This is a genomic window from Nitratidesulfovibrio oxamicus, from assembly GCF_015731765.1.
Lineage (GTDB): Bacteria > Desulfobacterota > Desulfovibrionia > Desulfovibrionales > Desulfovibrionaceae > Cupidesulfovibrio > Cupidesulfovibrio oxamicus.
The window spans coordinates 1-1,639 of sequence record NZ_VRYY01000504.1 but is presented as its reverse complement, the minus strand read 5'-3'; the positions used below and the strand labels follow the sequence as shown (position 1 = coordinate 1,639).

General features: G+C 71.4%; 1 pseudogene. It reads right to left on the bottom strand.

Going from position 1 to position 1,639, the window contains the following annotated elements:
- Nucleotides 1-1,639, bottom strand: a pseudogene (locus tag FVW20_RS19800) (PD-(D/E)XK nuclease family protein); the annotation flags it as partial.

Below are 1,639 nucleotides of genomic sequence, written 5' to 3'. Positions count from 1 at the left end.
GCAGCAGGGCCGCCGCCGGGCCGTGTTCGCCGCCGGGGGCCTTCTGGGCCACCTCGCGGGCCAGAGCGCGCGGGTCCACGTAGCTGGCCCCGCCGCGCACCACGTTTTCCATGAGGTGGAACAGGTCGCGCAGGGGGCGTTCGCCGTCCAGTTCCAGCATCTTCAGGTACGGGTGGCGGATGCATTCGATGACCGTGCGCCAGTGGTAGCACATGGTGGACGGCGCGGTGTCCGATCCCCCCGGGGCCGCGAACGTGTCGCCCGGTCCGGCTTCCGGCCCTTGCTCCGGCAGCGCCAGCGAGGCGGCGGGCCGGGCGGTCTCTTGCAGGCGCATCAGGGTTTCCACCAGCCGCACCAGCGTGGAGCGCACCAGCGGATAGCCCATGGAGATGTTCACGTCCTTGTCCGGCAGGTGGTGCAGCACGGGCATGAGCAGCCCGGTGTCCGGCAGCACCACCGCCGTGCCCGCCAGTTCGTCGGCGTCAGGGGCGGGGGGGATGGAATTTTCGGTGCTTTCGATTGCTGGCGTTAGACTCGATTCCTTCAGATTGCCGGACGGGGTCGCGTTGGCCGACGGGGCGTCGGGCGCATCGCCGCTATCGGCGCGCAGTTCCCGTTCCATGACCAGCAATTGCGAATGCAGGTCGTAGCCTTCATGAAAGGTGATCGACGGGGTGTGACCGGACGGCGGGCAGGCCAGCGCGGCCCCGGCGCGCCACGAGGTCAGCCAGCGCACGTGGTCCTCGCAGGTCCAGTGCACCGGGCGACCACCCAGTTCCGCCACGGCCGCGTCGGTGTGCAGGCACACCGTGGCCCCTTCGTGCCGCCACAGGTGCAGGAACAGCGCTTCTTCCGTGCCGGTGAGGGTGGAGAACCCGGCCACGAACAGCCGCTTGCCCGCCAGCAGCGGGGGCAGGGTGAAGCCGTCGGGGCGTTCGGTGGCGCGGCCCGTTTCGTCGGGGCCGGGCAGCAGGCGCACGGAACGGAAGGCGTCGAAGCCCGGCGTGGTCCAGCCGCGTTCCGTCAGCGCAGCCGCGTACGCCTCGTGGATGCGACCCAGCGCGCCCAGCAGGGCGGCGGCAAAGGGGGCCACCTGGCCTTCCATGTACTGGTAGTCTTCGGGCACGCGGTTCTGGACGAAGAACTCCTCCATCAGCGCGGCAAGGCGCACGCCCCAGGGAAAGAACCGCCGCTGGTCCGTGGCGGCGAGGTGCTCGTACAATTCGTCGCCGGGCCGGGCCAGGCCGCGCACGCAGTCCATGAGCAGGCCCACCCGATCCAGCAGGGGAATGGGCCGGGCCGGGCGCGCGGTGGGGTCTTCCGCGTGGGCGCGCAGCAGGGTGAACATCTGGCGCACCGTGAACACGCGGGGCAGCAGACAGGGCCGGACGATGTCCGGGGCGCGGCGGATGCGGTCCACAAGGTAGCGCCCGGGCCGACCATGCGGAAAGACGAACACGGCGTCGCCGGGGCGACCGTTGGTGGCTTCGATGAGCGTGGCGGTAAGCCCGGCCAGGAAGTCCGTGTCCCACGGAAAGATCAGGAACGGGCGCGGGCCCCTGCCAGCATGGGAAGCATGCGTGGGGCGCTGCGCGGCGCGCCGGGCGGCAGGACGTTTGGGCCGGGCCGGGGACGGCGC